The sequence below is a fragment of the Carboxydothermus hydrogenoformans Z-2901 genome (assembly GCF_000012865.1).
In the GTDB taxonomy this organism is placed as follows: domain Bacteria; phylum Bacillota; class Z-2901; order Carboxydothermales; family Carboxydothermaceae; genus Carboxydothermus; species Carboxydothermus hydrogenoformans.
Genome location: NC_007503.1, coordinates 187453 through 213441, shown reverse-complemented (window position 1 = coordinate 213441; position 25989 = coordinate 187453). Strand labels below are relative to the sequence as shown.

Sequence of the window (25989 nt, the reverse complement as noted above, 5' to 3'; positions counted from 1 at the left end):
CCCCTCCTGCCGCTTTTTTCTTTATTTTAGGAAATCTCTTCCTTTTAGAATATTGCTTTTATCCCAATGCAAATATTTTTACCTTGAAATGCATAAAGTCAGGGGGGAAATGCAATCGATTAAAAATCACGTCATTTCCCATCAAAGATAGCATTTTCTCCACTATTCTCCTTTTTAGAAAAAACGTTTTAGTAACCAGTGTTTCTTACCACTTAACCGACTGATAAGTTTGCGTCTTACCATGGTTTCATAATCATCGTTTAATTTTTGTAATCCTAAAAACCCTGGATATTTTTTCTTTAAGGCTAATGTGAGCAGATAATCAGCCAATCCAGGGTTTTTAGGTAAAACACTGCCGTGAAGATAGGTTCCTATGACATTTTTGTATACTGCTCCTTCAAAATTATCTTCCCCGTTATTGCCATAACCATGGATAACCCGGCCCAAAGGTTTTACTTCAGGCCCCAAATAAGTTTTTCCCGAGTGGTTTTCAAAACCAACAATCTTACCATCATAGCCGACCTTTTCTAATAGTTCACTTTCAATTAAAATATTGCCGACCATTCTTTTCCTCCCGGCTATCGTCCACACATCTAAAGCCCCCAGGCCTGCAATTTCTTTACCATTAGCAGTACGATAGAATTTTCCCAGAAGTTGATAACCGCCACATACTGCTAAAACCACCAGGTTGTTTTCGATAGCCTTTCTTAACTCTTTACCTTTATTTTCAAGAAAATCTTCCTGAATAATCTCCTGTTCAAAATCCTGTCCACCACCCAAAAACACTAAGTCATACTCCTCGCTTCTAAACTCATCACCAAGTCCAATAGGTTTAACCGTAACCTTAATTCCACGCCATTCTGAACGCCTTTTTAAAGCAATGATATTTCCCATATCTCCATAGGTATTTAACAGGTCAGGATAAAAATGACCAATTGTCAACTCAGACATTACTTCCAAAACTCCTTTAACTTAAATTTTTCGTTTAAAGTTTTACGAAACCCGATGAGCGCCGTATAGGTAGGAAAAATATAAAAAACATCCTGCGGGTCAATTTCTTTTAACCCAAAATTAATTACTTCCCGGTAACCCTCCATAATTTTTATTTTTTCTTTGGCTAAACCTTCATATTTTAACCTAAGGGCCAGATCCTCAGCTCTTCTCCCTCCGGCTAAAATAAATTTAATTTTATCGGTAATTAAATTTAATACCTCAAAATTCACGTCCCAGAGCCAGGAAACATCCTCCCCATCCGCCGGTAAATCATTAATTAAAAAAGCAAGACCTACTTTACTTTTTTCCTGAGTAAGGAGATTTAAAGCCTGATTAAAACCAGCAGGGTTTTTTACCAGAACTATTTTTAACTTTTTGCCAGCAAGGAAAAGATTTTCCGTCCGTCCAAAGGCTCCGGAAAAGGTACTAAGAGCTTCCATAGATTTTTTCAGGTTTAAACCTAAAGCCTGGCTGCAGGTAAGCGCAGCTAAACTATTATAAATGTTGTAAATACCCGGCAAAGATAAATTAACTTCATGGTATGTCTGAAAATCTTCTCCTTTTATCCCAAGCAAATACCGGGAATAATCTTCTCCCATTTCTACAATTTTAAGACAGCTTAAATTAGGTTCGGGTCGCCGGTAGCCACAGGCAGGACATTTAAAATGTCCTAAATGGCCGTAGTAGTGCTTTTCGTAGCTATACTTTGTTTTGCAGAAAAGGCAATAACGGGCATCGGTATTTTGCTGTAAATCCTCGAAGCCTTCACTATCAAGTCCGAAATAAAATACCTCAAAGGGCTTTACTTTGGCCAGAGAAGCCACCAGAGAATCATCCGCATTAAGCACAAGTTTGGTATTTTTAAAATTAGCCACCCCATCTTTTACATAATTTAAAGTCTGGTAAACCTCCCCATACCTGTCCAGTTGGTCTCGAAAAATGTTGGTTACTACCAGAACCTCGGGACTTATCTCGGTGCTTACTTTTTTCAGGGTAGCTTCATCAATTTCAAGTAATAATACCGGCACCAGTGGACACCCGAAAACATCCACTCCCTGCAACAAAGCAGTGGCAATGCCACTTAAAAGATTTGCCCCGGCATAATTGGTAACAAAAGTAATCCCGTTTTCTTTTAAAATTTGCCCGATCATCCTGGTAGTAGTGGTTTTCCCATTGGAACCGGTAACCACAATTATCTTAAAATTTAATGCTATATCTTTTAAAAAATTCCTATCAAAAAAGGTAAGAAATTTCCCAGGTAATGAAGTAGCTCCGGCTCCCCTTTTTAAAATAACCAGAAACTTAAGTAAGATTTTTGCTATTATAAGCCCTAAAAAACGCTTTAATTTCATCATTTTCCCCCACAAAAAAAAATTCTTACACCTGTAAAAGATGTAAAAACCCAAAAAAAAGTTGCAAAAAAAAAAAATAAAACCCTCTGACCTGAATCAGAGGGTCTTGTTCCTCAACTTAAGTTATGCTACATAAACGGGGGTAATAATATAATTCTTATCATCTTCTAAAATCTTATCAAGCTCTTCTTCCCTTACAAATTTATAAAAAACCTCTTCTTCCCCATAGGACCAGCTAACCAAATAAAACATTTTAACAACCCCCAAGAGTTGTATTCATGTATACATTATACTTTGTGCTTTTATTTTAGCACTCCTTTTTCTCTCTGACAAGACTTTTTTAAAAAATTTTCAAGCAACTTGCTGTGACCAATCTCACAGAGATTTTTGCGCTATCCTACAAATATTCAGGCAAAATCCCGCTATAATAAAATTGAGCAAAATACAAAATAAAAAACAAAAAGAAAGGGTGTTTTTTAATGGAAAAAGTGGTAAGAAAAATTGTCAAAATAAATGAAGAGCTCTGCACCGGGTGCGGTAAATGCGTTACTCCCTGTGTGGAAGGGGCTATTGAAATAGTAAACGGTAAAGCCAAAGTGTTAAGAGAAGAGCTTTGCGACGGCGCCGGCTTTTGCCTGGCTGTTTGTCCTACCGGTGCTTTAACCATTGAAGAACGGGAAACGGTCCCCTTCTCCCACGAAGCGGTGGAAGAAGTCAGAGCTCACCGGGAGGTAGAAGAAATCTTCTGCCACTTCTGCGGAAACTCCGAATACGATAAAGCTCTTTTCCCCATCCGCTATAAAGGCGACAGCGTCTGGGCCTGCGCCCAGTGCCTCCCCCGCCTCATCCACGGTTAACTGGAGGGACGGTTCTGTCAGCCACCATTTTCCCTGCTTCTTTTCGGGAAAATGGTCATTCTCAGAACCGTCCCTTCTGTTACTTTTTGGCCTGGAGGGCGGTAGCTTTGGCTCTAAGGGCAAGGTCGATGGATTTACCCAGCGTAGTCAGGGCTTTTTCCGGGTTATGAAAGCCCATAGAGTTTTCGCTGCTGACATAATCCCAGTACCACTGGGCCTCCCGGTGAAGCTTCCGCGCCTTTTCAATTAAAGCTTTATCTGCCCCCGGAGAATATACTGCTTCATTTATAGCTTTAATTGCTTCTTCATTGGCTTTCCCCGCCCGGTTTAATAAGTCATAAGTTCGGTCCTGGATGTAAAAGACCCGCTCTCTAAGCTTAGCCTCCTCTTCCCGGTGGCACTTGCGGCAGGACTGCTCTAAAGTTCTTAACGGAGAAGTCCACCAGTGGCTGGAATATTTTTTGCCGCCTTCATAGACGTACGGCATATGACAATCAACGCAGGTAAGCCCCACCGCACTGTGCACGCTTCCCGAAAACATTTCAAACTCCGGATGGCGGGATTTCAGCATTTTAGTGCCGCTTAAAGGATGTACCCATTCATAAAAATTTCTTTTTTCATAATGCCGGTACATATCTTCCGGATCTACTCCCCCATCCCAGGGAAAGATTACCCGGTTTGTTGCCTTGTCAATATAATAAGTTACATGACACTGGGCGCAGATATAATTCTTAAGTTCTTTCTCCGTAAATTTCTCCGGATCCCGGCCAATTCGTTTTAACGCATCTTTTAACGCCGGCCGGGTAATGCGTAACTTCATGGTCTGAGCATCATGACAGTCATAACAGCCAATCGGTATCGTAAAAAGATTTTGTTTTTCTCTAAATCTGGCTTTATAAAAGTTATCTACTCCCCATTTGTCCATATAAACCGGTACCTGGGAAGATTTACAGGTCATACAGGCTAAGGCGGTTTTTTCGGAAATCCTTTTGGTTTCCTTAACATCTTCCAGAGCATAAACATGACCCCGATCTTCAGTATAGTCTTTACTGAAGGCAAAGCCCGCCCATAAGGTTTTCATATAAGGAAATTCCTTGAGGTGGTCTCTTTTTACCGAGCCTCCGTACTTACTGGGAGCCAGAGCCATTTCTTTATTTTTTAAGTAATACTTATATTCAACCGGAAATTTTTGGCCGTACTTTTCGGGTTTAATCTCATCTTTCTTAAAACCGGTTGTCAAAGTTCTATAGGGAACATCGTTTTTGGCAGTAATGTAGGCCACAAAAGTTCCCGCAAGCAAAGTTAGAGCAACTATAATAATTCCAATTGTTATACCGCGGGTCAAAATTATCCCCTCCTAACAGTTTTCAGTGAAATACCTGCCGGTGACAAAAGGTGCACCGCTGGGACACCCCCAAAAGCTTTTCCGTGACCCCCTGATGACAGCGAAGACAGTTTTCCTCCACAATTTTTTGCGAGCGGGAGGAAATTTTTATTACATCGGGATAGGTACGGAAGGAAAAAGAAAGAAAATCTCTGATTCCCGAATAAGTTTTTTCAATCCCGTAACGGGGAAATCCCGCCGGTAAATGACATCCCCCACAGCTTACTTTTCCTGCATGTGGTTTTTTTAAATATCCCTGGTACTCCTTTTTCATTACGTGGCAGGTAGAACAAAATTCAGGGCTATCAAAATAAGCATGAACCGGCTTCAACCCTACCAAAAACATTAGGCCATAAATTAGTAATACTGCAACACTCAGGTAAAATAATCCCTTCATCTTATCCCCCTTTCTTTCTTTTATTATTCCTTTATTTTCTTTAGAGAATACTTACTCTTGAGAGCTATTCCTGATGAGCCTGGCCTCGATGCCGAAACCCTGGTAACCCGCGCTTTTCAAATCACAAATGAATTAAGAGATAAGCTAAGAAATTACTTTTTGTGATAAAATACCCATTAGGGAGGGAGAGATGTGGCTTACATTCTTTTTGACCTGGACGGCACCTTGCTTCCGTTAAATCTTGACTACTTTTTAAAGCTTTATATTCAGGAAGTAAAAAGTTACGTTAAGGGTAAGTTTGACCCCGATCTTATCGTGAAGGCTATTTTAAAAGCTACCGAAGAAACGGTAAAAAACACCGGAGAAAAGCTAAACAGCGAAGTTTTCTGGCAAGCCTTTGACCGGGTTTACCCGGGTACCGCCAACCTCCGCAATGTTTTCGAAGATTTTTACCACACTTCTTTTAAAAATATCGGTAACTACTTTAAACCCCATCCCCTGGCAAGATCCATGATTCGCTATCTTCATAAAAAAGGCCATACGTTAATCCTGGCTACCAACGCCCTTTTCCCCAGAAGCGCCATCATAGAAAGGCTTTATTGGGCAAATTTATCCCCTAAATATTTTCGTTTTATTACCCATTACGATAATATGCACTACTGTAAGCCCAATCCTAACTACTATAAAGAAATTTTGGAAAAAATTAAAGCCCGGCCTTCTGACTGCCTGATGATTGGTAACGATCCAGCCGAAGATCTGGTAGCAAAAGAGCTGGGGATTAAAACTTTCCTTGTGAAAGATTACGAGGTAAAAAGAGAAAATCCCCGCACGCCCGATTACGCCGGGGATTTTTATGAGTTGTATCGGTTTATAAGGGAGAATTTTTAAAGCGGGCCAACTCTTCTGGAGGCGGGATGCTGGAGGTTGGAGTTTGGCACTCCTCTTATTCCAGAATAAACCGCGGTTCTTTTTTTACCTTTAAAACTTCCTGCCGTTTCTCTTCAAACCCTTCCCGACCCAGGAGCGCATAGGTGGCCTTTTTTCCTTCCTCCACCCCGGGCTGGTCAAAAGCATTAATATCAAGATATTCTCCCATAAAAGCAATTTTCGCCTCTAAGAAATAGAGAAGCTCGCCCACCGTATAGGGATTTACCTCCGGGAAAATTACGGTATAGTTTGGTCTTCTCGCTTTCAAAAGAGCAAATTCGGTAGCTTTTTTCTCCGCTATAATAAGCTCGTTTAAAGTATGTCCGCCCAAGAACTTTAGTTCAGCATACTGCGGAAAATCCGGAGGAATCACCACCCTATTCCGGTAACGTTCTACTTCCAAGAAAATCAGGAGTTTATCAAAGGGTCCTTCGGTATAAAGCTGGACCTGAGAATGCTGATCGGTGACCCCCAGGGCTTTAACCGGAGTTTGTCCTACAAAAACCTCTTCTCCCCGGCGGTTTAACCTTTTACCGATACTTTCCCCGAGTAATTGAGCGTACCAATCGGCCATATATTTTAAGCTGTCGGCATACGGCATCATAACCGCCATATTTTTTCCCCGCTCCAAGAGCAAAACGTGAATGGCAGCCGCTAAACCCGCCGGATTTTCCCAAAGGTTTTCCCGTTCGCACCTTTCCGCCATTTCCCGGGCTCCTGCTAAAAGCTCCCGGATGTTAATACCGGTAACCGCTGCCGGTAATAGCCCCACAGGTGTCAACTCGGAAAAACGGCCGCCTACGTTAGGAGGAATGGCAAAGGTTTTTACCCCGAGTTCCCGGGCAAGCGCCCTTAAACTTCCTTTTTCCGGATCGGTAGTAAAAATCAAGTGTTCAGTAAACCGCTTTCCAACCTTTTTCTTTAGTACCTCCGTAACTATTAATAACTGGGATAAGGTTTCGGCCGTTGCCCCCGATTTGGTAATAACGTTAAAAACGGTCTTTTCCGGTTCAATTACCTTTAAAAGCGAAGCCATCCGCTCCGGGTCAATGTTATCTTCTACATAAAATTTCGGTCCACCCCTAAGCTCCTCGGAAAGCTCGTTGTACCGTAAATTGTTTAATGCCGTATGAACCGCCAGAGGCCCTAAGGCAGAACCGCCAATCCCCAAGACTACAAAATACTTAAATTTTTCCCGGACCTCCCGGGCGGTTTTTTCAATTTCAGCTATTTCTTCTTCCGGAAGATACGGCAGGTGAAAGAAGCCCAATTCCCCTTTTTCTTTTTTCTCCCGTAAGCTTACAAGGGCAGAGGTAAATTTTTCTTTATAACCATCAATATCCGCTTCCCCTAACCTTTCCTTTTGCAGATATGGATGAAAGACATTATTAAAGTCAATTTTTAACGCCATTATACCCCTCCAGTGCTTAAAATTTGTATATCAGGATTATTTTACCCCAAATTTTTGGTATTTTAAAGAAAGTATATGCTAAAATAGTGATAGGAAAAGAGGGATTTAAATGGCCAAAGATTTATCAATTAAACTTGGAACTTTTTCCGCTCTCTCCCACAAAAATTACCGCTTGTTTTTTTTCGGTCAGGCTTTATCTTTAATCGGTACCTGGATGCAGTCGGTAGCTTTATCGTGGCTTACTCTGGAACTAACCCGTTCCCCCTTTCTTCTGGGGATACTATCCGCCGTGCAGTTTGCTCCGATGACTTTTTTGTCGGTAGTTGGTGGGGTAGCTGCCGACCGTTTTCCAAAAAGGTACATCCTTTTAATCACCCAATCATTTATGATGGTTCTCTCCGGGCTTCTAACCGTTCTCACTTACTTAAATTTAGTCAGTTACTGGCATCTTTTACTTATCGCTTTTGGCTTAGGAGTTGCCAACAGCTTTGATATGCCCACCCGGCAGGCTTTTGTTATCGATTTAGTCGGCCCCGAAGACTTAACCAACGCTATTGCCTTAAACTCTACCATTTTTAACTTGGCCCGGCTTTTGGGTCCGGCATTGGCCGGTTTAGTCTTAGCCAAATACGGTTCAGCTACCTGTTTCTTTATCAATACTCTAAGCTTTTTAGCTGTCCTTACCGGACTATTTTTAATGGATAACTTGCCGGCAAGAAGAAAACCCTCTTCCTTTTCTATAAAAGAAGATTTAAAAGAAGGGTTTAGCTATCTTTTTAAGCAAAAACCGCTGTTGCGGGCTATCCTTACCGTTTCCGCATTAAGCATTTTTGCCATGAATTTCAGCGTCTTAATTCCCATTTTAGCCAGGATTGATTTAAAGCTTCCCGCAGAGATGTTTGGCTTTATGATGTCATCCTTTGGCTTTGGAGCTCTAATGGGTGCCCTCTCGATGGCAACTTTCTCCAAAAGGCTTAATTTAGATAAAGTAATTAAAATCAGTGCTTTTTTAATGGCTATCTTTCAACTGGCAATGCCTTTAGCCAAAAAACCTTTCCCGGCAATGGTGTTGTTATTCTTAACCGGTTATTTTACCATTGCCTTTAATTCCGGTAGCAATTCTTATCTGCAAAAAAATGTAAGTGACGCCTACCGCGGCCGGGTTATGAGTATCTATACCACCGTTTTCGCCGGCTTTGCTCCTTTAGGAAGCCTTTTTGCAGGAAGTGTCAGCCATTACTTAAACGCCTCCGGAACTTTTGCCGCCGGCGCAATAATAGCTTTAATTCTTATCTTAATGATTAATTTTACCCTGGGAAGGAAACCATAAGTCCGAAAGGATATTATGGTTTCCTATTTTTTTAAGCGCTTACCAAAACATATCGGTATAATTCCCGATGGCAACCGCCGCTGGGCCGAAGCCCAGGGAATGACTAAAGAAAAAGGCTATTTCTTTGGGATTGACCCCGGAATTCGCCTTTACGAATTATGCTTAGCACTGGGTATTCCCGAACTAACCTTTTATGGTTTCACCGTTGATAACACCAAGAGGCCTAACTATCAACGGGATGCTTTCCGGAAAGCTTGCGTTGAAGCGGTAAAAAGGTTATCCCAAAGGGATTCGGCCCTTTTAGTCGTGGGGAATACCTCCTCACCCCAGTTCCCCCCGGAACTTTTACCCTATACCCAAAAAAGAACGGTTTTTGGCAAAGGTTCAGTAAAGGTAAATTTTTTAGTAAATTATGGCTGGAAATGGGACCTCGAGCATTTAGCTCAAGGTTTTTCCGCGCTACCTTCCGCTGACATCTCCCGGGTGGATTTAATTATTCGCTGGGGTGGGCGGCGTAGGCTTTCGGGCTTTTTACCAATCCAATCGATTTATGCCGATTTTTACGTAATTGATGATTACTGGCCGGATTTTAAAGATGAACACCTCTATCAGGCCCTTTCCTGGTATCAGGAACAGGATATTACCTTAGGTGGTTAATTTATTATTGACATATGTTCATTATTGCGTTATAGTTAATAATGAAATTATGTTCATAAAGGAGGTGCGGCATGCCGCGGCCACCAAAATGCCGCCATGTAAGTTATTTATCACCGGTTAAGTATTTTAAACCTGCAGGTATTCCAGCAAATGAACTTGCAGAAATTACCCTGACTCAGGAAGAAATGGAGGCGGTGAGGCTAAAGGATCTTTTAGGCTTAGAACAAATTGAAGCGGCCGAAAAGATGGGAGTTTCCCGGCCGACTTTCCACCGGATTTTAAAAACCGCCCGGGAAAAAATTGCCCGGGCTCTAATTCTCGGCTATGCTTTAAAAATTGAAGGAGGAAGTTTTACTTTCACAAATCCAAGGGAGGAGAAAAATATGAAAATTGCTGTGGCGTCAGTTACCGGAAAGGATGTCAGCGCTCACTTTGGAAGCGCTCCCAAGTTTGTTATTTTTACCGTCGAAGACGGAAAAATAGTCGGAAGTGAAATCTTGGAAAACACCTTCCACGGCCCCCATCACCATCATCACCATCACCACCACGAACACGGCCACGGCCATGGTGGAAGCCATGCCCGAATTCTTGAAGCTTTTGCCGGGGTAAAGGTGGTAATTTCGGGAGGTATGGGCTGGCGGATGCAGGAAGACTTAAAGGCCCACGGTATAACCCCGGTTTTAACTACGGAAAAGGATGCCCAAAAAGCCGTGGAAAAGTACTTAGAAGGTACCCTCGAGACCTTTGAAGGGACTTGTTAAGAAGTTTTTCGGGATGGGCGGGAATGGCAAATATAACAAAAGTTTGAAATATTATTCCAAAATGTTATTTCCTATTTTCTGTTGCTTTATATATAATGATGTATAGAACCGAGAACAAGAAGGGGTATTTATGCGTGAGCTGGTCTTTTTAACTTTCCCGTCCATCCATCATCTCCTGCAATTGGAAGATATTTTAAAAGAAAAATCTTTTAAATTCCAGATGATTCCTCTACCGCGGGAAATTCGTTCCGACTGCGGAACCTGCTTGCTGATTGAAAAAGAGGCAACGGAAAATATACTTACTTTGGCCCAAAAGCAAGGGATACCGGTAGAGGGGGTTTATCCGGTTACCGACGAAAAAAAAATCCGATTTTACCAAAAGCTTTTTTCACTAATGTAAATATGGGCTTACTCTGCCAAGCGGAGTAAGCCCATTTTGCTTTAGCGATGGCAGCTACTGCAGAACTTAACCCGGTCATGGCAGGTAGAACATAAATCAGAACCATACTGTCCTACTGCTATACCATGTCTGGTAATCCAGGTTTCCGTATGGCCAATTTTGCTGTGACAGCTGTTGCAGGTGGTTTTGTTGGTGTGACAGGTGTTACATTTTGCTGGATTTTTAGCATATTCACTGCTGTGTTTGGCAAAGAATCCACTATCATGAATTTTAACGTTTGCATGGCATGTCGTGCACTCATTTTTGCTGTGGCAGGTATAACAGGTACTACTACCTTTTGCCAAGGCCGTTGCCCCGTGAGTGGTTGTCTTAAAGCTGCTGCTATGAGGCATCGGTACCTTATGGCAGCTGTCACAGGTTGCTTTTGTATGACAGGAGCCGTAACAGCTACTTGTCCCTTTTGCCAGCGCAGTCTTTCCGTGGGTCGAAAGCCACGTCGCTGGATGGGGCATATCTATCTTGTGGCAACTGCTGCATTCGGTTTTGGTATGGCAGGTGTAGCAGTTAACGTTTTTGTTCTGCAGGGTAAACTTACCATGGGTACTGGTCCAGTTTGCCGGGTGCGGCATTTCTACTTGGTGACAGCTAATACAGGTCTGGGCCTTGCCTCCTTCCACCGGTTTTGCATGGCAGGTATTGCAAACTGTTACATCCGAAACCTTATGGTTTTTAAGCCAGTTCGCCGGATGCGGCATTGTCACGCCTTTGTGGCAGGTATTGCAGTACTTCTCCAGCCCCAATTCACCGGTATGACAGGTAGTACAGGCAGCCAGATCCTTTTTAGCTTCCGTACCATGAGCTGCCAGCCACTTGGCATCATGGTTTTGCGGCTTTATAGCCGCCTTATCCTGGTGGCAACTTTCACAGCTGGTGGGACCATTTTTCTGTTTATGACAGTCAATACAATCCTGCATGGTTAATTTTTTCTCTGTACCATGAACCAAACCACCATGACAGGTTACACAGGCTAATCCCTTTTTCCCGGCGTGCAGTTCATGGCTAAAGGTAAAAGTCCCGTTTACAGTAATCTGATCTAACTTATGACAGGCTTCGCACCGCCTGTTGGGTACCTCTGCCTTCCCTTTAATTTCATCTGGCGATGGCTTTTCAGTAAGCTCTACCGCCACCTGCTTAAGCCCACCCAGCTTAACTTTCATCAGTCCCACAAAACCGGGGTCTCGGTGGCAGGCCATGCAATCAACCCTTGCGTGGTTTGATTCTTTCCAGGCTGCCACGTAAGGTTTCATCGAGTGGCAGGTATTGCAAAAAGTCGGCTTACTGGTTTCGTGAATAGCAAAAGGAGCTGCTATCGCTATAATTGCCGCTGCAATTATTATTATCCAAAGAAGCCTTTTTTGCACCGTCTCACCCCCTTTCGCTCTTTTAATTCGACATATAGTAGCAAAATTCCTTTTATGCCAACACTTTTTTATGGGTTTAATGCTAATTGCTGCTAAAGAAAAGAGGGGCTGTTAACCCCTCTCTTATCCTTTTCTTTCCTTGGACTTACTTGAGATAAGACTTTAAAACATAGCCAGTATAAGTTTTGGAACCAACTTTTACCTGGACTTTATAGTAGTTGCCCGAAGCACTTACATAAGTTACTTTAGTACCAGCCTTCAGTGTGGTTAGTTTCTTGGCTTTGGTAGATGCGGTCTGGTAGAGATAAGTGGTCTTGGTTACCGTATAGGTTTTAACTGCCGGAGTTGTTACAACCTTTCTCGCACCATAAATAATTGGATCGCCTTTATATCCTAAAGCTTTCCAGTTAAGAACTCCCCGGTTACTGTGGCAGCTGGTGCAGGAGAGCGCCTGACTTGCGGGCTTCACTTCATGATACAAGCCCATGTACCGCTCGGCATAGACCCACTTAACCGGACTTACCAAATCCACGCCAAACCATTCTTTATAGCCTTTAGTAAATCCACCCAAAACATCGCCGGTCATAAATACGTAACCAGCTTTAGCCGGGAAGAACTTACCAGTGACCGGGTCAATAGGCATATAAGCATAGTGGTAGCGGAAGGGATAAATCTTGGCCTTGGGATCGTTTATTGAGCCAACCGGTGCAAATAAAGTTACGTAATCGGGTTTAGTTGTTTTATTAGGAGCATATTTGTTATCTTTATTAAATACCGCCGGTACATCAGTTTGCTGGGCGTAAGAAAGGCCATTCCACCAGAGATATACTGGCTTTAAATTTTGTCCCCGTTCTATTTTGGGCTCATAGAGGGCGGTTACACTATTGTATTCCGCCTGTGACCAATCCCGGAAAACATCAGTAGACTGGGTAATTGCGTATTCCGGTACGTGACAGGTAGTGCAGTCGATGCTCTTGACGTGATTGTTCAAGGCCACTCCCAGAGGACCTTTATGGACCTTAGTAGAGTGGCAATTTTCACACCGTACATTATAATTTAATTCGTTAGTCCGTAAATCTACCCCACGGCCGGCTATTTTGTGGTTTTCGGTCTTATGGCAGTCAACACATTTCATCCCACTACCCATATGAACATCTACTTTGGCAGGCTCGGTCATCAGGATGGGTTCTAAATCTCCCCGCTTGTTGTTGGGGCCACCGCCAGCAAAAGCATGGCACTGGAGGCAGTTTTTATTATCGGGGGTCTTCTTAATTGATTTTAGGGCTGCTGTAATATCAACCGTTCCAGAAACGTTTGCTTTTTTCACATAGGCAATATCAATTACCGAGGTATTAGGAATGTAATACAAGTTACCATATGCATCCTGCACAATAGTTTTCAGGTTCCTGTTGTATACCGAATAATCGGCATGGCAAATTAAACAGTCAACGTTTTCCTTATCTTTTGCCTCATCAATTTTATCCGGCCTTGAACCCATACCTACGTGGCACTGGCCACAGCCACCTTTGACATTAGCCCCGTTCTTATTAACTAAAATTCCCAGGAAGTTAATATCCGGGGTAATGCAGAAATCGTTTAAGCCCCCAAGTTTCCCTACCGGCTTATCGGCGGGCCAGGGCTTACCGGCAGCATCAATCAGGTTTACCGGTTTGCTCTGCCAGGTATAGTGGTCCGAGTGGATAACATCGTTTACCTGGTCGGAATGGCAGGGTAAACAGTTTTTTGATCCCTCGTACTTTTGCAGCCTGGAGTGATCATATTTCTGGTGACACGATAAACAATCTTTGCCCTGCGAATGATCTGCAGCCAGGGTAGTACCGCTAAATAAAAGTACAAACACTGCCAGCAGCAAAATAACTAAACTCTTCCTCCTCATCACATCACCTCTCCTTGTATTTTTATTAAAGCCGGGAAACGCAAGGCAAGCACTAAGTTTTACTTATAGCCCAGCTCCCCGGAATTAAAGCATATAATGTTTTTTTGTCACTTTTCTTTTATATGCTTTTTTCGACTTTTTTATGGATTTCCCTGCTTATAGTTGTATAAATTTTATTTATATACATAAAATGTTTAAAACCTTTTTTCTCTTGACATTACGCTATTTTTAGCAGAAATATTTTTAGAAAAAATTTATTAGCTACCTCGATATAATTAAACCTTACCGTTACTCCGGTAAGGTTCCAAAAAAATGCCCAAATCAAAAAATTTGCAGTAGTATTAATTTACCGGTCACCCAGGAAATTCTGACCGTATCGGCTATAAACTCATTTGACAGCCCCAAAGTAGTCCCCCAGGATAAATTAGCCCCAACAAGGGGGTATTTAGCTCCTTCGATAGTAAGGCCGGTAACTTCTCCGGTAAGGGGAATAACCGAAAATAACTGCCCGGGTTTCCCTTTTAGAATAAGAGGGTTTTTATTTAGATAACCGGTAAAATCGTGACCAATCCAGGTTACCGGGCAGCTACATTTAGCAAGAAGTAGCAAATTTGCAAAAAAGTGGTCGCTCCGTCCCCCGGTTCCTCCTACCACTACAACCTCGGAAGCATCCAGGTCCTGCGCTGTTTGTACAGCTGCTTCTAAATCGGTAAAATCTTTTTCGGCAGGATAAATTTTAAGCTTTACCCCTTTTCTTTTAAACTCTTCCTGCAAGTTTTTCGGAAGCGAGTCCATATCCCCCAGTAAAAGATCGGGTATGACCTCCGGGGGCAAATGCCTTGCCCCACCATCGGCCACTATTAAGTAATCCTCCGGTGTTAAATCCGGTAAAAAGCCGGGGGCCTCACCCCCGGCAAAAATTATAACCCGCATTTACGTCACCTTCCGCAAGCGTTCAAAGATTTTCAGCAAGTAAACTGCCCCCAGGGTTAAAATTAATTCCGGCAGCAGGTAACTACCGTTATAAATTGCCGAATACACCCAGGGGCTTTGACCTTTTGGCGCATAGCTCGCAAAAAACACCACTCCGGATATGAGGTGGGATAAAAACCGTCCAAGAATTGCCAGTACCACTCCCGGATACGGCGACTTTTTGGCAAAAAGTCCCGCCAGGCCAAGGGCCCCAAAAGCCACCGGATAATCCAGAAGAAACTGAACGGGATGAACGAAATACGGTTCAATTAAATACTGTAACAAACCATACAAGACCCCTACCAGTAACCCCGGTAAAAGCCCTTCGGTATAAGCAAAATAAATTACCGGCAGCATGGATAAGAGCGTTACCGAACCCCCCTGGGGCATCTGCCAGATTTTTATGAAACTTAAAACCACAGCAAGAGCTAAAGCAAGCCCCCCGCGGGTCACCACCCGCAAGTCTAACCCTTTCATCAGCCACCCTCCTTTTTCCCGGCCACCAGACAAAAAAGCCCGTCTCCGGCAAAGCGGAAAACGGGCTTATCTTCCAGTTACCCCACTTTCCCTACGCCGGTATTACCCGGATCAGGTTCAAAGGGTTGGGAGAACTCTCCCTCTCAGCCGGTTTTGACCGGCACCCCCAGTGGCCGTTAGTATTTTTTTACAATTATAACCGCTAAAAATCATTCTGTAAAGACCGATCTTCCAGAAGATACAAAGTTGCCCCTAAAAGCTGCTCCGACTCTTCCTCTTCTAAAAGTCTGGCCGCCATTTCCAGATACAAAGCCGGTACCCCTTTGGTAATGGTATCCAGAATTTTCTTGGCAATTTTTTTGAATCTGGCTTCTTCCAAATCCACCGGCTCCGGCAGTATTTCCCGCTTTAAGCGCTTATTTATTGCCTCTTCTATGGCTTTTAAAAGCTTTCTTTCCCGGTAGTTAATCAGGGTAATGGCCTTTCCTTCCCTGCCCGCCCGGCCGGTACGTCCAATACGGTGGATATAGCTTTCCGGGTTCTGGGGAATATCGAAATTGATGACATGGGAAACATCGGGAATGTCAAGGCCCCGGGCGGCTACATCGGTAGCCACCAAAAGTTCGGTTTTCCCGGCTTTAAAGCTTTTAATGGTCTGAGTGCGTTCCCGCTGGCTCATATCCCCGTGCAATCCTTTAGCTGCATAACCCCGAAAGTTTAATTGCTCTACTACCTCATCAACCCGCTTTTTGGTGCGACAAAACACAATAGCCTGGATGGGTAGCTCGCTGTTTAAGATACTGACAAGTCCCTCGATTTTTTCCGTTTCCGGAAGCTCGTAATATACCTGGCGAATCGCCGGCACGGTTTTTTCCCTGCCAACCAGTTTAACCGTTTTATACCCCCCTAAAAACTTTTTAATTATGGTTTTTATTGGAGCCGGCAGCGTTGCCGAGAAAAGCAAGGTTTGCTGGCGGTTGGTCAGGGTATTTAAAATTGCCTCGATATCATCGATAAAACCCATATCCAGCATTTCATCGGCTTCGTCCAGGATAACGATTTTGATCTCTGCCGCCGGAAAAGTCTTCCGGCCGATATGGTCTAAGATTCGTCCCGGGGTCCCCACAATCACTTCTACCCCCTGGCGAAGTCCCCGGATTTGCCGCTCAATAGCCTGGCCGCCGTATACCGCCAGAGCCCGGACTTTAAGATATTTTCCGAGTTTGGCCACTTCATCGGCCACCTGCAGTGCCAGCTCCCGGGTCGGAGTAACGATCAACACTTGAGCTTTCTTTCCCCGCTGAATTCTTTGTAACACCGGTAAAAGGTAAGCAGCGGTTTTTCCGGTTCCGGTAGGAGCCTGACCCACCAGGTTATGTCCTTCTAAAATAAGTGGAATAGCCTCCTTTTGAATGGGAGTAGGCATTTCAAACCCCAGGTCGTTCACCGCTTTTAAAAGCGGTGTGATTAATCCCAATTTTTTAAACTCTTCCATGAAAAACTCTCCTTTTTCCTTTTTTCATTTTTAATTTGGGCAAAATTGCTGGATTTATGCTTAAAACATAAAAAGCCTTTCTGCAGCTTGGCAGAAAGGCTTACCATTTCTTGCCTCATGTATTATAAACCATTCTTTTCCGTAATGCAAGGATTATTTTATTTGTGAGAAGTATCACGGAAAAGTTTTTACCATTATTTTATAATGCAAGTAAAAGGAGGGACTTTGCCTTGCTCCGAAAGATTAGCCAGTATTACTATCTTCTCTTTTTTTCTGTAGCCGGTTTTTTCTTTTATAAGGCAGTAACTTTATTCCCCACCGAAGGGGTTTCGGCGTTAAAATACCGTTTTCCTTCAATCGAAGGCTTTCTCCCTATTTCAGCCCTGGTAGCTTTAAAAAGCTATTTATTTTCGGGAATTTTTGATCCGGTACACCCGGCAGGCCTTACGATTTTAATTTTAATTATTTTGAGCGCTTTTCTCTTTAAACGCGGATTTTGCAGCCATATCTGTCCCATCGGTACCGTATCGGAACTTCTATACCGTTTTCGAAAAAAAATAATCCCCGGAGATTTACTAATCCCAACCTGGCTTGGCTATTTACTTGCCAGCATTAAGTATCTTATCGCTCTGTTCTTTATTAAAGTAATTTTAATTGACATGCCTTATGATGCTACCTGGCAGTTTGTCCAATCCCCTTATAATGCGGTTGCTGATATCAAAATGCTAAAATTCTTTTTAAATCCTTCCGCTTTAACCGTAAAGGTACTTATCGTCTTAATAGTTTTATCCCTTACTTTTCCTCAATTCTGGTGCCGGTTTCTCTGTCCTTATGGAGCTTTCATGAATATTTTTGCTTTTTTTTCGCCCCTAACTATAAAAAGAAATAACGAAAGCTGTATTTCCTGTAAAAAATGCGATAAAATTTGTCCCAGCAATTTAAAGGTTTCGACCCTAAATGCCGTTACCTCTCCCGAATGTACGTTATGCTGTAGTTGCGTTGAAGTCTGTCCGGTAAGAAACACTTTGTCTCTTGGCAGCAGAATTGGAAAATTTACCTTAACCCCTTTTCAGTATTCTTTAATTCTTTTGGGCTTTTTTATTGGCGGCATGATTATTGCTAAAATTACCGGACGCTGGCAATCCACAGTATTACCAGAACTCTGGCAAGCTTATTACCCGCTGGTCGATAAGCTTACCCACTGAGGAGGAAGGATGGATGGGCTTTTCTCTTTTAAACCGGTATTACGATCTCTTGTTCCCGGCCAATGATACGGTAGTAAATAGTTTAAAAAAGCTTTTTACCCCGGCAAAAAAACTTTTGGACGCGGGCTGCGGTACCGGTAATTACGCCCTCTCTTTGGCCGAAAGGGGTTTTGAAGTAACGGGAATCGATATAAACCCTGAATTTATAAGTTTAGCTCAGAAAAAGGCGCGGGGTAAAAACAATGTTAAATTTTTAACCGCTGACCTTACTGCTTTTCACTTAAAGGAGTCTTTTGAGGGCATTTTTTGTATCGGCAACACCTTACCGGTTTTAGGAGAGGATGGTATAAAAAAAGCTCTGGCAAACTTTTTTAAACATTTACTTCCAGGAGGTCTTTTAGTAGGTCAAACGGTTAACTTTGCCTTATTTTTAAAAACCGGCGTTTTCCCTTTCCCCGAAAAAAAGCTTTTGGATCTGGATTTAATTTTCCGCCGGCGGTACGAACTTTTTGGCGATTTGGTGCGGTTCTCCCTTGAACTTGTTTTCCCGCAAAAAGGAGAAACTTACACCGACCAGATGTTTTTATATCCGGTTACTGTGGAAAAGTTAAAAACCTTTTTGGAAGATGCCGGCTTTCGGGAAATCGTCTTTTACCGGGATTTCACCCTTACACCCTATGATCCCGAAGGTCGGGATTTAGTGTTTACAGCACGAAAATAGGCAAATTCCCCGCCTTATCGGGCGGGGAATTTAGTTGCATTTTTGTAGGGCCGGCTTCTGCCGGCTAAACAAAAACTTTTATTGCTGATTTAACGCTTCCTTTTGGGCTTCATGCATTTCTTTCATGGCCTTGATCTGGTCTTTTATCTGGGTAAGCTGCTCCTTCGTCAGATTTTCGCCGGCAAAATCTTCTCTGCTCATTTTTTCATCGGTTTTTAAAATTAAATCCAGGATATCCTTATAAACGCTTTCGATTTCATTGGGCACTCGAACAATTTCCCATCCCCGGGTTTCGGGGTTCTGCCGTAAAACCGCAATACCTACAATTGCCATCTCGTTGGGCTGGTTTTCTAACTGGATTATCCGGACGTGACCGACAGTAGCAAACTCTCCCTTTTGGTCGGCAGGAAATACCTTAACCAGCCGGGACTTGACAATCTTCACCTGCTTGACCGATGCTTCCATATCCGCTTCGGAAATCATGTCCCGGGACATTTTGGTCATTAATTTATACGCCGGCTGCCAGCGGCCTTTCTCCAAAAGGGCATAAAAGGAAACCGCCGTATCCTCAGGAGTCGCGGTTTTCACCACTATCCCCGTTTCTTTATCCACAAACGCGCCGGGTCCAGCACCAATCGCCCCTCCCAAAGTCACTAACAGGACTAACTGTAATAAAAACGCTGCCACCAAAAAACGCTGCATCCTTTTCCCTCCCGCAGGTATACTATAACTAAAAAGTTATATTCTCTCTTTTTCCCCGATTTCCTGCAAAGCTACTTAAAAAACCCTTGCAAATTACCGGACACTTACCACCTTCCATCCGCCCCACTCGCGGACCAAACCAATTTCTACCGTATATACTACATCCCCCTGGGCCACTCCCCGTTTAAATTCCCGGTAAAAAAAATTCCTGCAAAACTCGGGAAAAGTCGGTTTAAAGGAAAAACCCTGTTTCTCCATTTCATGGACAAAAATATCTAAAGATTTTAGTTTCTCTTGTGATAAATCGTCCTTTATAGTACGTGATAAATATGTAAAGGCAGTTTTGTTATCACCTTTAGCCAAAGCTCCTTCAAACTTACCAAACACGTCCTCCGGCTTTTCCCAGACCCGAAAAACCATAAGCCAAGACACCAAGGATAACTAATAACAATAAAAATAAAATTCCAATCTTTTTAGCCAATAAAAATCCCTCCTTAAGAAGGTAATTCGACTTCAAGGATGGATTTCCCTCTAATTTCAGGCATAGTATTCTCAAAAATAGAATACACGGATAAAAAATTCCAGCTAATAGCTACCAAATTAATGCGTTTCAAAAGTAAAAAAGCTGCCCATTTAATTTAGCAGCTCTTTTACTGGTCGCATTATCAGCTTTGATATACGACCACCCGCTGGTTTACGGTGTCGGTAATGTAAATCCGGCCCTGGTCATCAACGAAAAGCCCGTTGGGCAAGATAAATTGGTTTAGCTCAGCCCCTTTGCTGCCAAAGGTAAAGAGGAAATTACCCTGCTCATCAAAGCCACAAACCCGGCTATTTAAATTATCCACCACATACAGTACTCCCCGGCCATCTACTCCAACTCCCCTGGGGTTAATAAAGGAGAAGGTCTCACCATTGTTGTTGCCGCCGGTTAAAGTATAGGCATAACCGCCAAGGAGGTTAAAGACCTGCACCCGGTCGTTACCGGAGTCAGCGACATAAATCTTACCGTTGGCAACCCAGACACAGTTAGGAGCCCTAAATTCACCGTTGGCAGTACCCATCTTCCCAAACTCCAAAACCTTCTTCCCGTCTAATGTAAACGCCGTTACTTTATTTTTCCCGACATCGGCCACATAAAGGCGGTTACCGGAAATGAACAGGCCAGCAGGACGACTGATATCTGAGGGGTTACCAAAATAGTACTGGAAAATCCCTTCACTGTTAAAGACGGAAATTTTACCGTTGTACATGTCGGCTACATAAACTTTTCCGTCCCCGTCCACTGCAATACCGTAGGGGAACTTGAACTGTCCTTTATCGGTACCGGGTTTACCAAAGGTAAAGAGAGGATTACCATCATAGTCAAAAACCTGGACCCTCTGATTGCCGGTGTCGGTTACATAAATTCGGTTTCCGGATACCGCCACCGCCATTGGCTTTTTAAAGGGATTCTGGTCGGTACCGTAAATCGCATATAAGAAAGCTGGTGGTCCAGGCGGCCCTATTTGCGGTACTATTTTCGGTACCGGGTTACGGTTAAGGAAATAAAAGATTATAAAAAATATTAACTCTATTATAAAAATCCATTTCAGAGTTCGTTTCAGCTTTTCCTGATCCCACCGCCAAAAAATATCTTTTAAGCGTACGGCAAGGGTATTATTGCTACTCATACCCTCCCTCCTTTACTTTTTATTGAGCCGTTCTAAAGCTTTTTTCGCTTCTTCAAATTTCGGATCAAACTCCAAAGCCGACTTGTACTGGTACTTTGCTTCTTCGATTTTACCCATTTTTTCATAGGTAACCCCTATTTCGTAAATTATCCTGGTTGATCCCGGGGAAAGTTTATAGGCTTCATTTAACTCTTTCAATGCTTCATTGTATTTTCCAAGCTTAGTATAGGCTATTCCGAGATTTAAGTGAGCATTGGAGCTTTTCGGCTGCAGGGCTATAGCATTCTTTAAGGTGTTTGCCGCTAAATCATATTTACCGGTCTCAATATAAAGAATCCCCAGGTTTAAATAAGCCGGATAGTATTTTTTGTCTAAATCAATCGCTTTTTTGTATTGAGACAAAGCATTATTATAATCTTTCTTCTTAAAATAACCCCACCCCAAATCCACGTAGTTTTTCGGATTTTTGGGGTCTTGAGCCACCTTCTGCTTGGCCACTTCAATAATCCGGTCCGCTATCGGTGTAGTATCGTAATTCTCCCAAAAAAAGGCTTTACCAATAATCACCCCGATGACAAACATTGTTGCTGTAAAAACAATTATTATTAAATACGCTACAAGCGGAGGCACCGGTTTGGGTGTTTTGACCGGTCTAACTTCCGTGCTCAAGACAAATCCCCCTTTTTTAATTTTTATGGCAACCGGTACAATACTTTTGATTATGACAGCGATAGCAACTGCTATCCCGTTTGGTCCCGGCATTTAAAGGTACCGGGTGGTTTTGCGCACCATTTTGAAAATATTTCTGGTGCGGGTTTAAAAGCTTTTTAGAAGTACCAGCCTTATTTCTCCCTTCCTGGAATTCTTTAAATAGGGCTTCCGCATTTTTGTGGCACTGCTGACACTGGCGAACATTATGACACCCAAAACAAAATCCTTGCAGCTTTGTACCGGGCGGAAGATTTACCGGGTGATTTTGCACCTGGTATGCAAAGAAATTATTATGCTGACCCCGGTGACATTGGATGCAGTAAGTTTTCTTTTCTCCCAAAACCTGCCCACCGGGTACCTGCAGCGTTTGCCTCTCGCCGGCAATAATGCTCTGTCCCGCGGTTTGAATCGGTGAACGCTGGCCCCAGTCGTGACAGGTAAGGCATCCCGAAATATCGTTTTTGGTCCTTAAGAGGCCATGAGAGGATATCCAGTCAACCGTATGGGTTACCGGCCTTTTGGAATGACAGCCATAGCAAAAACTGTTTCCTTTAATATAAGCCCGCACCGGATCTTTTTCATTATATTCAATACCAACATTAGAATAAGAGTGGCACAAATCACAATATTTTAAATTTTTGCGAGCAAGTTTTCCGTGGGTGGTGAGCCAGTCCGACGCCCGGTGGTCCTTGGGAGGCCGTATTTGCCGGTGACACGCTTCGCACTTTCTGGTCACGTTTCTTTGTTCATGACAGCTCATGCACAAACTCATTTTGGTCTTTACATTTTCCGGTATCATCTGGGACCTGGCGTAAGTTAAATTCCAGCGGCTGAAATCTCCGTCAATTGTTTCCTGGCGGTCCAGTATGTTTCCGTGGGCAATTCCTTTATGACATTCCAGACACTGAACTCCGGCCGACTTGTGTTTATCGTGGGGAACTATTAAGTCACCTGCCGGGGTAATAGCTCTTTTTGAGCCGTGACAGCGGGTGCAGTTGCGTTGAGGAAGGTCTTTTTTGAGGCTTATTGGCAGTAGATATTTTTTGGTAAAATGGAGGTAGGCAAAGTTAAACATTTTTCCCTTAAATCTAAATAAATTCCCAATCCCCGGCTCCACATGGCATTTTAAGCAGTTAACCTGGCTATGGGTTGAAGCTTTCCAGGTGTAATACTCCGGGCGCATTTCATGACAACCCTGACAGGTAATCGAAAGCGAGGTAACTTCAATTAAACTTATAGCAATTATTAATATAGTTAAAAATACTCCGCTGACAATTAAAATAATTTTTATCACTCTTTCTCCATTTGTTGGTCCCCTTACGTTCATTTCTTTGCCTCCTATAAAAAGCTATTCGATGTCTGTAATATTTTTCCTCCCATAGTTACATATTTTTTAATCGACGATATTATATAAATTATGACATTTATTGTATTAAATAGAGTTTTGCTTATATAATCTCTTTTTCAAAATAATCGAAGCTATCTAAGAAATATTCCTTTCAACAAAATACGAGCATTTTAATAAATTTGTATCATTTTATATTAACCAAATGTGCGACTTGAAAATACAAATAAATTGTAATAATAGCACTTCATTTTGTTATGAAAAAAATTTATCCCACCACTGCCATAAAAAAACGGCTCCACCGAGCCGTTAATTTCTATGATAAAAACTATATTCTTCTTTTGTTTTCCCTTCACAGCTTAACCTATAGCAGTGGCAAACTCAAAAACTCACCAATTTTATTTACAAGTTGACCCCCTCCCGGAGCTTTCTCTAATTCTTTTTTGTATTTGCCCGCAAGTTCGGTATTACCTGCTTTGCTTTCCAAAACCGTAAGCCACAAAAGACTTTCCGCCGCTAAATCGGTTTTCTCTTTAGAAACCAAAAGATTTTCCCGGGCCTTAGCAAAATCTTTTAAGAAATAATAAGCAATCCCCACATTTAACTTTACCTCCGGGGTAACTGAAAGTACCGGAGCTACCACCTGAAGTTTTCGGGTTTCGGGAGTGTATTTGGTAATTTGTTTTTCTTCCAAATCCCGCACTTTAACTACTTTATTAAAATACTCCCGCGCCTTTGTTAGGTCACCATTTCTCACCGCTGCTAAACCGCACATCATGTTTACCCGCGCTGCAGCATCATAAACTACCGCCATGAACGGCGCATCGCTTATAAATTTATCGGTTAAATCCGCCGCTTTATCTATCTGCCCGGTCTGGTAATAGAGGTAAGAAAGTTCAATTTTTTTGTAGGGATCATATTTGCTTTTTGCCACCGCTTTTTCCGCCTGGAGGAGGGCATTATTTAAATCACCAAAAGACTTGTAAATATCCCTTAATTTTTCGTTATAAGAAGCATTAAAGGGATTATAGCGAGCAGCATTTTCCATTACATTTTTTAGACCTTGTAAATCTTGAGCTTGATAGTAGCTGTATGCAGAATATTCATAATGACTTGCAGTAGCAAGCATTCCCACAAAAATTAAAAGCCCAATCGCAATAACTGAGATTAAGGTAAAATAGGGGATGCTGTTAAACTGTACTTTCCTTTTGTTTTTCTCCGGTAGTGGTTTAGAAATAGCTGTGAAGTATAGAGTTCTTATAAAGCCCAGGGCTAAAAACAAAACCAAGGAAAGGGCGGCTAACGACAAATCAAAATCAATCGCCGCATGACCAGCAATATTTATAATTACCGCTCCCAGGGTAACGACCTCAAAGGAAAGCCAGTAATCGCTGGTTTTTCTCCAAAGATTAATAAAATATTTGAAAAAACTTCCGATTATGGTAACAATAGTTGCTACCCCTAACACTCCCGTTTCAACAAAGAGCTGCAGGTAGTAACTGTGCACCTGGGTGGAAATATAAAAATAACTTTGAAATGCCCGGTAAGCTTCCCCCCAGCCTCCACCACCCCAGCCAATAAGAGGGCTTTTAAAAAACATTTTCAGGGCATCCCGGTAAAAATAACCCCGTTCGCTAGCGTTACGAATTCGCAGCAATTCGTAAATTTTTTCCCTTAATACTTCATTAGATAAAACCAAAATCAAACCGCCTATTAAAGCCACCACCATAAATCCAAGAAACATATAAATTAATGGTTTCTTGTATTTTGTAAAGATTGTAATAACTGCTTTATTTAAAACTATGAACTGGATAATAACCTCGATCATTATTGCTATAATTAAGCCAACTAAAAACCAGAGCCACGAGTTCCCGGTCTGACCCGTAACATCCACATGATATATAAAGCTTTTTATCACCACAAAAGCTAATGCTAAATTTAAAAATAAATGAAAGAAAATGGCAAATCTTTTCCCTGGCGGCTGAAAAATAAAGTATAAAACCATTATGGCTAAAAATACCATTAAGCCACCGTTGGATTTGGTCCCGAGAAGTACCGTTAAAATAATATAGTTTCCAATCCCGTAAAAATAACGTAAAGCTTTATTGGAACTTACCCACAGGTAAATACCAATTAAAAAAGCCGCTGCTAAATAACTTGCCAAAGCATTGGGATATTGAAAAGAAGAGTAAATTCGACCACTTAAATACCCATCCCGAATATTAATTACTCCCGTTGCCGTCATAAGGCCTGCAAGGGATACACCAATTGCTGCCAGATAAACCGCATGAAGTAAAACCCTTCGCGCATTCTGGTCAGCTCCAAAGCGGGTAGCCAGCCAGAATACCAAAAAGTATAAAATGTTTTGGACAAATTCATCGACAGCAAAGCCTATATTGGCCGCATTAATTATTGAAATTAAATAAATTATTGGTAGTGCCAACACGGCATAATCTAAAGTTAATTGTAAAAACTTTGGCTTTTTCTCCCCAAGCTCTAAAGTATAAACTAGCCAAACTAAAATAATTGCCCAGAGAGTTGCTACTTCCTGCTCATATTCAAAAAATAGGCCCCGGTAAAAAGGCGGTAATAAAAATAAAAGGCTGAATCCTAAAAGTAAGATAAACCACATTGTTTTATAAGGCTTTACTTCATCTAGATAAGGAATTTTAAATTTAAGTGTTCCAATGCTTTCTTTGGAGTGTATAAGCTTTGCTTCATCTAGATAAGGAATTTTAAATTTAAATGTTCTCTCACCGTCCACAGCCATTACCTCCCTTATTTTCTATTCGTTTAACATAGGAAAAATCCTGCTGCCAAAAGATAGCACCTTTAAAAAATAATACTTTTAATTAGAAGGATTTTTGTATCTTTTTAGCGAAATTATTAAGAAATTAACAA

Annotated in this window: 25 protein-coding genes and 1 riboswitch; of the genes, 8 read left to right on the top strand and 17 right to left on the bottom strand. The window is 42.2% G+C overall.

Annotation, left to right across the window (positions count from 1 at the left end; genetic code table 11):
* Nucleotides 1-174: 174 nt before the first annotated feature.
* The 3 genes from CHY_RS01105 to CHY_RS13445 all read right to left on the bottom strand — a co-directional run bounded on the left by CHY_RS01105 (nucleotide 175) and on the right by CHY_RS13445 (nucleotide 2597).
* Nucleotides 175-951: a type 1 glutamine amidotransferase gene (locus CHY_RS01105; protein WP_011343195.1), complete on the bottom strand. Its 777-nt coding sequence runs from the start codon at nucleotides 949-951 to the stop codon at nucleotides 175-177.
* Nucleotides 951-2348 carry a MurT ligase domain-containing protein gene (locus CHY_RS01100; RefSeq protein WP_083757223.1) on the bottom strand — a complete coding sequence of 466 codons (1398 nt, stop codon included), beginning with the start codon at nucleotides 2346-2348 and terminating at the stop codon, nucleotides 951-953. Before CHY_RS01100 ends, CHY_RS01105 begins: the two co-directional genes overlap by 1 nt.
* Nucleotides 2349-2468: 120 nt before the next feature.
* Nucleotides 2469-2597: a hypothetical protein gene (locus CHY_RS13445; protein ID WP_011343193.1), complete on the bottom strand. Its 129-nt coding sequence runs from the start codon at nucleotides 2595-2597 to the stop codon at nucleotides 2469-2471.
* Between the two features lie 227 nt (nucleotides 2598-2824).
* On the opposite strand from CHY_RS13445, the gene CHY_RS01095 reads away from it, so the two are divergent.
* Nucleotides 2825-3202, top strand: a complete 378-nt coding sequence (locus CHY_RS01095) for an ATP-binding protein (RefSeq protein WP_041537602.1) — start codon at nucleotides 2825-2827, stop codon at nucleotides 3200-3202.
* Between the two features lie 79 nt (nucleotides 3203-3281).
* Here the strand turns inward: CHY_RS01095 and CHY_RS01090 are convergent, their stop codons facing one another.
* Complete coding sequence (locus tag CHY_RS01090) at nucleotides 3282-4547, bottom strand: ammonia-forming cytochrome c nitrite reductase subunit c552 (protein WP_011343191.1); 1266 nt, start codon at nucleotides 4545-4547, stop codon at nucleotides 3282-3284.
* Nucleotides 4548-4569: 22 nt separating this feature from the next.
* Nucleotides 4570-4983 (bottom strand): cytochrome c nitrite reductase small subunit, encoded by a 414-nt coding sequence (gene nrfH, locus CHY_RS01085; RefSeq protein ID WP_011343190.1) that lies wholly within the window; start codon nucleotides 4981-4983, stop codon nucleotides 4570-4572.
* Nucleotides 4984-5175: 192 nt separating this feature from the next.
* Here nrfH and CHY_RS01080 point away from each other — a divergent pair, with 192 nt between their 5' ends.
* Nucleotides 5176-5871 (top strand): HAD family hydrolase, encoded by a 696-nt coding sequence (locus CHY_RS01080; protein ID WP_011343188.1) that lies wholly within the window; start codon nucleotides 5176-5178, stop codon nucleotides 5869-5871.
* Between the two features lie 55 nt (nucleotides 5872-5926).
* Here the strand turns inward: CHY_RS01080 and CHY_RS01075 are convergent, their stop codons facing one another.
* Nucleotides 5927-7321: a glucose-6-phosphate isomerase gene (locus tag CHY_RS01075; RefSeq protein ID WP_011343187.1), complete on the bottom strand. Its 1395-nt coding sequence runs from the start codon at nucleotides 7319-7321 to the stop codon at nucleotides 5927-5929.
* A gap of 109 nt (nucleotides 7322-7430) precedes the next feature.
* Between CHY_RS01075 and CHY_RS01070 the strand changes: the two genes are divergently transcribed.
* From CHY_RS01070 to CHY_RS01055, 4 genes are all read left to right on the top strand, one after another.
* Nucleotides 7431-8651, top strand: a complete 1221-nt coding sequence (locus CHY_RS01070) for an MFS transporter (protein ID WP_011343186.1) — start codon at nucleotides 7431-7433, stop codon at nucleotides 8649-8651.
* A 15-nt stretch (nucleotides 8652-8666) separates the two neighbouring features.
* Complete coding sequence (locus tag CHY_RS01065) at nucleotides 8667-9308, top strand: undecaprenyl diphosphate synthase family protein (RefSeq protein WP_011343185.1); 642 nt, start codon at nucleotides 8667-8669, stop codon at nucleotides 9306-9308.
* 71 nt (nucleotides 9309-9379) lie between these two features.
* Complete coding sequence (locus CHY_RS12555) at nucleotides 9380-10069, top strand: DUF134 domain-containing protein (protein WP_011343184.1); 690 nt, start codon at nucleotides 9380-9382, stop codon at nucleotides 10067-10069.
* A gap of 130 nt (nucleotides 10070-10199) precedes the next feature.
* Nucleotides 10200-10469, top strand: a complete 270-nt coding sequence (locus CHY_RS01055; RefSeq protein WP_011343183.1) for a DUF3343 domain-containing protein — start codon at nucleotides 10200-10202, stop codon at nucleotides 10467-10469.
* 41 nt (nucleotides 10470-10510) lie between these two features.
* Here the strand turns inward: CHY_RS01055 and CHY_RS01050 are convergent, their stop codons facing one another.
* The 5 genes from CHY_RS01050 to CHY_RS01030 all read right to left on the bottom strand — a co-directional run bounded on the left by CHY_RS01050 (nucleotide 10511) and on the right by CHY_RS01030 (nucleotide 16731).
* Entirely contained in the window at nucleotides 10511-11890 is a 1380-nt protein-coding gene (locus tag CHY_RS01050; protein ID WP_011343182.1) for a NapC/NirT family cytochrome c, read from the bottom strand.
* 145 nt (nucleotides 11891-12035) lie between these two features.
* The gene (locus CHY_RS01045; RefSeq protein ID WP_011343181.1) at nucleotides 12036-13787 is read right to left on the bottom strand and encodes a cytochrome c3 family protein; all 1752 of its coding nucleotides are present in this window, start codon (nucleotides 13785-13787) and stop codon (nucleotides 12036-12038) included.
* A 321-nt stretch (nucleotides 13788-14108) separates the two neighbouring features.
* The gene (locus CHY_RS01040; RefSeq protein ID WP_011343179.1) at nucleotides 14109-14720 is read right to left on the bottom strand and encodes a thiamine diphosphokinase; all 612 of its coding nucleotides are present in this window, start codon (nucleotides 14718-14720) and stop codon (nucleotides 14109-14111) included.
* Nucleotides 14721-15236, bottom strand: a complete 516-nt coding sequence (gene thiT, locus CHY_RS01035; protein WP_011343178.1) for an energy-coupled thiamine transporter ThiT — start codon at nucleotides 15234-15236, stop codon at nucleotides 14721-14723.
* Between the two features lie 70 nt (nucleotides 15237-15306).
* A riboswitch (TPP riboswitch) is annotated at nucleotides 15307-15414 on the bottom strand.
* A 24-nt stretch (nucleotides 15415-15438) separates the two neighbouring features.
* On the bottom strand, nucleotides 15439-16731 hold the full coding sequence (locus CHY_RS01030) for a DEAD/DEAH box helicase (protein ID WP_011343177.1): 1293 nt from the start codon (nucleotides 16729-16731) through the stop codon (nucleotides 15439-15441).
* Nucleotides 16732-16961: 230 nt separating this feature from the next.
* Between CHY_RS01030 and CHY_RS01025 the strand changes: the two genes are divergently transcribed.
* Nucleotides 16962-17936, top strand: coding sequence for a 4Fe-4S binding protein (locus CHY_RS01025; RefSeq protein WP_011343175.1), 975 nt, complete (start codon nucleotides 16962-16964; stop codon nucleotides 17934-17936).
* Between the two features lie 13 nt (nucleotides 17937-17949).
* Entirely contained in the window at nucleotides 17950-18657 is a 708-nt protein-coding gene (locus tag CHY_RS01020; protein WP_011343174.1) for a class I SAM-dependent methyltransferase, read from the top strand.
* Between the two features lie 78 nt (nucleotides 18658-18735).
* Here CHY_RS01020 and CHY_RS01015 read toward each other — a convergent pair whose 3' ends face one another.
* The 6 genes from CHY_RS01015 to CHY_RS00990 form a co-directional block, all read right to left on the bottom strand.
* Complete coding sequence (locus tag CHY_RS01015) at nucleotides 18736-19359, bottom strand: hypothetical protein (RefSeq protein ID WP_011343173.1); 624 nt, start codon at nucleotides 19357-19359, stop codon at nucleotides 18736-18738.
* A gap of 93 nt (nucleotides 19360-19452) precedes the next feature.
* On the bottom strand, nucleotides 19453-19746 hold the full coding sequence (locus CHY_RS01010; protein ID WP_041537600.1) for a hypothetical protein: 294 nt from the start codon (nucleotides 19744-19746) through the stop codon (nucleotides 19453-19455).
* 278 nt (nucleotides 19747-20024) lie between these two features.
* On the bottom strand, nucleotides 20025-21032 hold the full coding sequence (locus CHY_RS01005; protein WP_011343170.1) for a 6-bladed beta-propeller: 1008 nt from the start codon (nucleotides 21030-21032) through the stop codon (nucleotides 20025-20027).
* Nucleotides 21033-21044: 12 nt separating this feature from the next.
* Complete coding sequence (locus tag CHY_RS01000) at nucleotides 21045-21701, bottom strand: tetratricopeptide repeat protein (RefSeq protein ID WP_011343169.1); 657 nt, start codon at nucleotides 21699-21701, stop codon at nucleotides 21045-21047.
* Between the two features lie 16 nt (nucleotides 21702-21717).
* A complete protein-coding gene (locus tag CHY_RS00995) occupies nucleotides 21718-23070 on the bottom strand; it encodes a cytochrome c3 family protein (protein ID WP_011343168.1) in 1353 nt (450 codons plus the stop codon).
* Nucleotides 23071-23452: 382 nt separating this feature from the next.
* Nucleotides 23453-25852: an O-antigen ligase family protein gene (locus CHY_RS00990; RefSeq protein ID WP_041537599.1), complete on the bottom strand. Its 2400-nt coding sequence runs from the start codon at nucleotides 25850-25852 to the stop codon at nucleotides 23453-23455.
* Nucleotides 25853-25989: the final 137 nt, after the last annotated feature.